7 protein-coding genes, 1 pseudogene and 1 riboswitch are annotated in these 7,261 nt (G+C 41.3%); of the genes and pseudogenes, 6 read left to right on the top strand and 2 right to left on the bottom strand.

All coding sequences use genetic code 11. The annotated features are described in order from the left end of the window. Nucleotides 1-153: 153 nt before the first annotated feature. A pseudogene (locus BSO02S_RS25695) lies at nt 154-860 on the top strand (M48 family metallopeptidase). A 103-nt stretch (nt 861-963) separates the two neighbouring features. Here BSO02S_RS25695 and BSO02S_RS25690 read toward each other — a convergent pair. After that, nucleotides 964-1,752, bottom strand: coding sequence for a M15 family metallopeptidase (locus BSO02S_RS25690; RefSeq protein ID WP_066074820.1), 789 nt, complete (start codon nt 1,750-1,752; stop codon nt 964-966). 121 nt (nt 1,753-1,873) lie between these two features. Further along, complete coding sequence (locus BSO02S_RS25685) at nt 1,874-3,115, bottom strand: DPP IV N-terminal domain-containing protein (protein ID WP_066074818.1); 1,242 nt, start codon at nt 3,113-3,115, stop codon at nt 1,874-1,876. A gap of 114 nt (nt 3,116-3,229) precedes the next feature. Between BSO02S_RS25685 and BSO02S_RS25680 the strand changes: the two genes are divergently transcribed. The 5 genes from BSO02S_RS25680 to purB all read left to right on the top strand — a co-directional run bounded on the left by BSO02S_RS25680 (nt 3,230) and on the right by purB (nt 7,224). After that, entirely contained in the window at nt 3,230-3,772 is a 543-nt protein-coding gene (locus BSO02S_RS25680) for a DUF2179 domain-containing protein (protein WP_066074816.1), read from the top strand. Beyond that, nucleotides 3,769-3,960 carry an NETI motif-containing protein gene (locus BSO02S_RS25675; RefSeq protein WP_066074814.1) on the top strand — a complete coding sequence of 64 codons (192 nt, stop codon included), beginning with the start codon at nt 3,769-3,771 and terminating at the stop codon, nt 3,958-3,960. The genes BSO02S_RS25680 and BSO02S_RS25675 overlap by 4 nt, the downstream gene beginning before the upstream one ends. 89 nt (nt 3,961-4,049) lie before the next feature. After that, nucleotides 4,050-4,151: riboswitch (purine riboswitch) on the top strand. Nucleotides 4,152-4,292: 141 nt separating this feature from the next. Further along, nucleotides 4,293-4,784, top strand: coding sequence for a 5-(carboxyamino)imidazole ribonucleotide mutase (purE, locus tag BSO02S_RS25670; RefSeq protein WP_066074822.1), 492 nt, complete (start codon nt 4,293-4,295; stop codon nt 4,782-4,784). Continuing rightward, the gene (gene purK / locus BSO02S_RS25665) at nt 4,747-5,922 is read left to right on the top strand and encodes a 5-(carboxyamino)imidazole ribonucleotide synthase (RefSeq protein ID WP_235847014.1); all 1,176 of its coding nucleotides are present in this window, start codon (nt 4,747-4,749) and stop codon (nt 5,920-5,922) included. The genes purE and purK overlap by 38 nt, the downstream gene beginning before the upstream one ends. A 3-nt stretch (nt 5,923-5,925) precedes the next feature. After that, nucleotides 5,926-7,224, top strand: a complete 1,299-nt coding sequence (purB, locus tag BSO02S_RS25660; RefSeq protein ID WP_066074812.1) for an adenylosuccinate lyase — start codon at nt 5,926-5,928, stop codon at nt 7,222-7,224. The last annotated feature ends 37 nt before the right edge of the window (nt 7,225-7,261 follow it).

Genomic DNA, 7,261 nt, shown 5'->3' with positions numbered 1-7,261 from the left:
AGGCAAATGAAAAGGACAATCTAATTGGATTGTCCTTTTTTATCGTATAGGAAATTATTGATTTTTAGACTTGTGGATAACTTTTTGACAAAATGTAAATGGACTAGCTATCAACAAGGGATAATGGCATTAAAGGAATCTGCGGGTGATGACTTGATACATAACTATTCAGGTAGAACAATACGTTTTGAAATAAAGTACAAAAATCGAACCATCATCGCAATTTTAATAGACAGCTATGGAAATGTTGAAGTCCAGGCGCCGAAAGGGACACCTGACAAAAGAGTGCTACAGTTATTAGAGGGAAAATGGGATCCTATTCAGCAAAAATTGAAGGAAATGAAGGATAGACTTTATAGGCCGCAGGAAAAGGTCTATGAGCATGGTGAGAGCTTTCTTTATTTGGCACCACCTATCCCATACAGATTTTTCAAGATAAAAATATTGAGTAGGACTATGTAGTGTTTGAGGGAGAGAAGTTACATATATATGTAAAACTGCTTGCGGATGAGAAAATAAAACAAGCTTTAAAACGCTTTTATTATCAACAATGCAAAGCCTTAGTAGAGAAGAGTACCTCCTCCTATCAAAGCAACTTCAAAACAAAACCACGTTCCATTCGTATTTCGGATAGCAAAACGACATGGGGAACCTGTGATTCAAAGCAGCGGTTAACATTCAATTGGAGGTTGGCAATGGCACCACGTGAGGTAATTGACTATGTAGTCGTCCACGAAATGTGCCATATCATTCATCTGAATCACTACCGCTCCTTTTGGCGGCTTGTTGGAAAAATAATGCCTGATTATAAGGAAAAAAAAGACTGGTTGGCTTTATCAAATTGGAAGATGATTGTTTAGCAGTCCGAAAGACCAGTTTTATAAAAATCTACCGGTCCAAACGGCTATGATAGGGGGCCAGTTATCACTGTTTAAGGTAGTGGGGAACTGACCTCTTTTCTCCTCAATAGTTTAGGGGATCGCTAATTATTTTATTCGAAACGGAATATACATGTAAATATTCCTCTAATGTGATCCCCCGACTTTTAATGGGGTTTGAAATATTTCCGACATACCGAATATGCCAAGGTTCGTACTTATAACCCGTTATGGATTCTTTTCCTTTTGGATAACGGACGATAAATCCATACTCTGCACTATGTTTACTTAACCAAGTAGCTTCTTTTGTCTTAGCAAAACAAGATGCTGCCGCGCATTTCCCAGAACTTCCGCTGACATCAATTCCTAAGCCTGTCTGATGTTCGCTTGTACCAGGAATCGCGCTGTATGTTCGGGCTTTTTCATATCCATCTCTTTTTACATAATTGTTAAATAGAACTTTTTGTGTCGCATAGGAACGATAAGCAGAAACACCACTTAAAGAAATTCCATCCTTTTTAGCTGCAGCAAACAATCTTTCTAAAGCTTTTGCAGCTTCACTTCTCATTTTACGTTTTTCAATTTTTTCATTAAATAAAAAAGGAACATTAGGATAAACTAAATCCTTCGGAATATAGTCAATAGGCATGTAATAGGTCTTATTAACAACCGCAGCGATTGACGCTGGATAGGAAGTCAATGTAACAGCACTTATCTTTGTTTTACTTATGCCGTCATTTTTTGGGGTTGGAGAATTCTTTAAGGTAATCGGCTTAACCTTAGGTGGTGTTTGTGTATCTAAATTTTTACTACAACCAATAATATTGAGGATTAAGAAGACAATCAACACCACACTGACGCTATACTTAGACATATAAATACCCTCCTTTATTTTTACTATGTCATTTATAAAGGAGGTTTACCCTATGAAAAATTAGGCAAGAGTGGACATGTCCCAGGTCCCGCCTTATAACAAGGTTAAGGCATCTAGATGGTTAGCCCTTGTATAAACTAAAAACCTCTTCCCAATTCCACTTTTCATAATACCAGCTGGCTAAAGTGATGTTTTTAATCCATTTATTTTCTTCCGGATCATTTAAAGGTGACACTAAAATGTTGGCAGTCTGTCTATCTGTCCTAATCCAAAAGAGATGATTATTGGCAATTTGTGGGGAAAAGTCGCCTTCATTTTTTGCAGGGAAGGTGACCTGCTTTTGTTTATTAGTAATTTTATATATACTTGGCAGCGGCCGTTTATTGACATCAACCAATGCGCTTTCTTTAGAACGCGAAACATAAAGCTTATGGTTATTTTTCCATGAAAAATCTCGAGCGGCAAAGCCCCTGCGGGTAAATATTCCTTTGTGAAAGGATGGAAGGGTAATTGTCGTTAATTGCTTATTCTTCAACGCCACTCTGCCGTACCCATTGATGTAACCAAGAACATTTTTCGTCGGAGCCCATTGAAACCATACCTCATAATTTAGCATTTCATCCACCTCTTTAAAAACCTGTCCATCATGAGACAGCAAACAAAGAGTATTGGTGTCAGCAGACAATGAGGCTGTTGGGTTTAATAAGAAGCTGACCCACTTATTATCGGGCGACCATTTAAATTGGCTTGTGCTGATATAGTATTCATTTTCACCGACTGGAATGGTGTAAATATGCTTAATCACTGGCTTCTGTCTATTTGTTTCTAGTGAAGTTTTGGATAAAATGATATCGGAATACAGCTGTGTGCTTTCCTTTGCGGAAAATAATAGATCCTTGCCATTCGGATACCAGGAGAAGTTTTCAACATTTGCAGCTATTTGATTAGCCAGAAATGGATGTATCGGTTCAGTATTTAGGACAAACAAATCTTTATTTACAAGAAAACTTACCTTATTTTCTCTTGGTGACCATTGGAAATTGTTATTTACCTTTGCCTTCACTTGAACATGTTTGTTCATTTTCATATTGTATAGCCACAGTTCGCCATCGTGGGAGAATTCCCAAGACCCCTTCGAACCTTTCAGGTAGGCAAGCCAGTTCCCATCAGGCGACCATTTAGGATACCTGATATCCCCCCCATTTGTAATCCTATTTTCCTGGGTGCCATTTTTAATCCACAAATCATTATTTCTGATAAAAGCTGCTTTGAAATCATTAAATGGCCTATCTGCGTAAGTTTTTGTTTGGAATGGAATAATAGCGGCAATAAGAAATATAGGGAGCAAGATTTTTTTAATCAAATAATCGCCTCTTCTAACTTTTATTATTTATTTTGCACAATTGATTAATTATCATCAGGAAAATAAAAATATTTGTGATAAAGTGTAGAGAGCATAATAATAGGGGGACTTCTTGTGTTAGAAAATGGGTTAGTAATGGTTGCACTTATCCTGCTGATAAATATTGTCTATGTTTCTTTTTTTACAATAAGAATGATTTTGACCTTAAAGGGCCGGCGATACTTAGCGGCGTCTCTTAGTATGGTTGAAGTCGTTATTTATGTACTGGGGCTCGGCCTTGTTTTGAATAATCTTAATCAGATTCAAAACCTGATTGCCTATGCGGTTGGATATGGAATCGGTGTAATTGTTGGCATGAAAATTGAAGAAAAGCTAGCACTGGGGTATATTACCGTTAATGTGATTACGACGGAATATGAAAAGGATTTGCCTAGATTGTTAAGAGAAAAAGGATACGGTGTGACCAATTGGGAGGCAAACGGCCTTGAGGGCGATCGAATGGCGTTGCAAATCCTTACACCAAGGAAATTTGAATTAAAGCTGTACGAAGCTATTAAAAGTTTAGATGCTAAAGCGTTTATCATTACATATGAGCCCAAATCGATTCATGGCGGTTTCTGGGTGAAATCTGTGAAAAGAGGGAAATTGTTTTCATGAGTAAAAGGAAATTTGAGGTCCAGGAAAATGAAAGTATTGATGATTGCTTGAATAGAATGAAACAACTTGGATATACTCCTGTCAGGCGAACGGAAAAGCCAATTTTTCAAGAAGTAATAAAAGGGAATGAAACCATTTATGAGCCTGTTGGCCGTGAAATCGTCTTTGAAGCAGTGCTTATCAAGTAAAACACGAACGTTATAGTGCTATTCTAAAAAAATGTTCGATTTATTTATTGACCCGAAATGAATTGATTGGTAAAATGAAGTTAGTTAATTAAACAATTCTTCTTTACCCTCGTATATCCATGGGAATATGGCCCATAAGTTTCTACCCAATAACCGTAAATTATTGGACTATGAGGGAAAGTCAATAGGTTCGGCACAACGAGGACGTCCCTAGCTTGGGATGCTTACTTTATGTTGACATTTATGCCCGGACAAATGGCTTTCTCTTTCCTGAGATGCTGTTTGTTACGGGTATTTTATTTTGCTTTTTAAAAAGGAAGGGAGACCTGAGGATGGCTAATCTTGTGGGTGTAATCATGGGAAGCAAGTCAGATTGGGAAACGATGAAGCATACTTGCGAGGTTTTAGAACAGTTCGAAATCGCTTATGAAAAAAAAGTCGTTTCGGCTCACCGAACACCTGATTTAATGTTTACTTATGCAGAAGAAGCCAGGTCGAAAGGCTTAAAGGTCATTATTGCCGGTGCAGGTGGAGCGGCCCATCTTCCGGGAATGATTGCGGCAAAAACAACACTGCCGGTAATCGGTGTTCCTGTCCAATCAAAGGCCTTAAATGGCTTGGATTCCTTGCTGTCAATTGTACAAATGCCTGGTGGTGTTCCGGTCGCAACGGTTGCGATTGGTGTCTCTGGTGCGGTGAATGCTGGTTTGTTTGCAGCGCAAATTTTGGCAACAGGCGATACTGCGCTCGCTGATAAATTGGCTGCTAAAAGAGAAGCGACTAAAAATGAAGTCATGGAAAGTAGTGATCAGCTTGTCTACTAAAACGATTTTACCAGGTGCGACGATTGGTATTATTGGCGGGGGGCAGCTTGGAAGAATGATGGCATTAGCGGCTAAGGCTCAGGGCTTTCGAGTTGCCGTTTTAGAACCCGCTGAGGACTCACCTTGCGGCCAGGTTGCCGACGTTGAAGTGATTGGTGCTTACGATGATCGAGAGGCAATTAGTCAATTAGCTGAGATTAGTGATGTGATTACCTATGAGTTTGAAAATATCGATGCGGAAACTCTCGGTTGGCTATGTGAGCAGGCCTATGTCCCACAAGGTCTAGAGCTTCTGACGATTACGCAGGACCGGATAAGGGAGAAAGCAGCCATTGGGCAAGCGGGTGTGGTGGTAGCACCGTATGAAGTCATCAACAATATGGCTGATTTATCCTTAAAAATTGAGGTAATTGGGTTTCCTGCCGTTTTGAAAACGGCGAGAGGCGGTTATGATGGGAAGGGCCAGCTCGTTATTAGAGAACAGGAAGACTTATTAAAGGGCAGGGCTCTTTTGGAACATGGGGCTTGCGTGCTAGAAATGTGGATTCCGTTTGAAAAAGAAATATCTGTGATTGTGACACGAAAAGTAGATGGGGAAACAGCCATTTTTCCGGTAGCGGAAAACATTCATGAAGAGAATATTTTACATCAAACGATTGTTCCGGCCCGGATCTCTGATGCTATACAGGAAGAAGCCGTTCTGATTGCAAAGCAATTGGCCGATTCGCTGGGATTAGTCGGGACACTGGCGGTAGAGATGTTTGTAACAAGTGATAGAATGATTTATGTGAATGAGCTGGCACCGCGGCCGCATAATTCGGGCCACTTTTCGATTGAGGCCTGCGCGACGTCACAGTTTGAGCAACATATTCGCGCCATTTGCAATTGGCCGCTTGGGAGCATGGAGCTGTTAAAGCCGGCGGTTATGGTCAATTTATTAGGTGAGCATCTAGGAAACTTAATGGATGAAATTCCTCTACAAAAGGACTGGAAGATTCATTTGTATGGAAAAAAGGCGCCTATGGCGAAGCGAAAGATGGGCCATGTGACTATTTTAAGAAATAGTACGGCGGATGCACTAAAAGAGGTTGAAAAGAGCAACATATGGAAGACTGCTAAAGAAAAGATCGGGGGATAAAAAATGTTAGATCGTTATACAAGACCTGAAATGGGTGCCATTTGGACAGAGGAAAACCGCTTTAATGCGTGGCTTGAGGTGGAAATCCTGGCTTGTGAGGCCTGGGCCGAATTGGGTGATATACCAAAGGAAGACGTGCAGAAGCTTCGTGAAAATGCCTCTTTTAATATTGACAGAATTAAAGAGATCGAAGCGGAAACACGGCATGATGTGGTGGCTTTTACCCGCGCTGTTTCGGAAACATTGGGGGAGGAGCGGAAGTGGGTTCATTACGGCTTAACCTCCACGGATGTTGTGGATACGGCTCTCTCCTATGTGTTGAAGCAGGCGAATGCTATTTTGTTAAAAGATCTAGAGAACTTTATTGAGATTTTAAAAAATAAAGCGATGGAACACAAATTTACGGTAATGATGGGGCGGACGCATGGGGTCCATGCCGAACCGACGACATTTGGGTTGAAGTTGGCTCTTTGGTATGAAGAAATGAAACGGAACCTGGAGCGGTTTAAGCAGGCGGCAGCGGGTGTGGAGTTTGGAAAAATTTCCGGCGCAGTCGGTACCTACGCTAATATTGATCCGTTTGTGGAGCAGTATGTGTGCGAGAAATTGGCTCTTGGCCGGGCGCCAATCTCTACGCAAACCTTGCAGCGTGACCGCCATGCCCACTACATGTCAACAATTGCCTTAATTGCGACTTCGATTGAGAAGTTTGCTGTGGAGGTTCGCGGCTTGCAAAAAAGTGAAACCCGTGAGGTTGAGGAGTTTTTTGCAAAAGGACAAAAAGGCTCATCGGCAATGCCGCATAAGCGGAATCCAATTGGTTCGGAAAATATGACCGGGATTGCCCGCGTAATCCGCGGCTATATGCTGACGGCCTATGAAAATGTGCCGCTTTGGCATGAACGTGATATTTCCCATTCCTCGGCGGAACGAATCATTTTGCCTGATGCGACAATTGGCTTGAATTATATGCTCAACCGCTTCGGGAATATTCTTAGGAATTTAACTGTGTATCCGGAAAATATGAAGCGCAACATGGGCCGGACGCTGGGCTTGATTTATTCGCAGCGGGTGCTGCTGGCGTTGATTGATAAGGGATTGTCGCGCGAGGAAGCTTACGACACGGTGCAGCCGAAAGCGATGGAGGCGTGGGAGCAGCAAGTCCAGTTCCGCGGCTTGATTGAAGCGGATGGAAAAATTACCTCATTGCTTTCTAGCGAGGAAATTGCGGATTGTTTTGATTATCGTTATCACTTGCAACATGTAGATACCATTTTTGATCGATTAGGGTTGAACGAGTAGGTTCAAAAGCCTGAAAAGGTGGAAAAGGGGCTTCCAC

This window comes from Neobacillus soli NBRC 102451, from assembly GCF_001591665.1.
GTDB lineage: Bacteria > Bacillota > Bacilli > Bacillales > Cytobacillaceae > Neobacillus > Neobacillus soli.
This window is presented reverse-complemented; position numbering and strand designations above follow the sequence as displayed.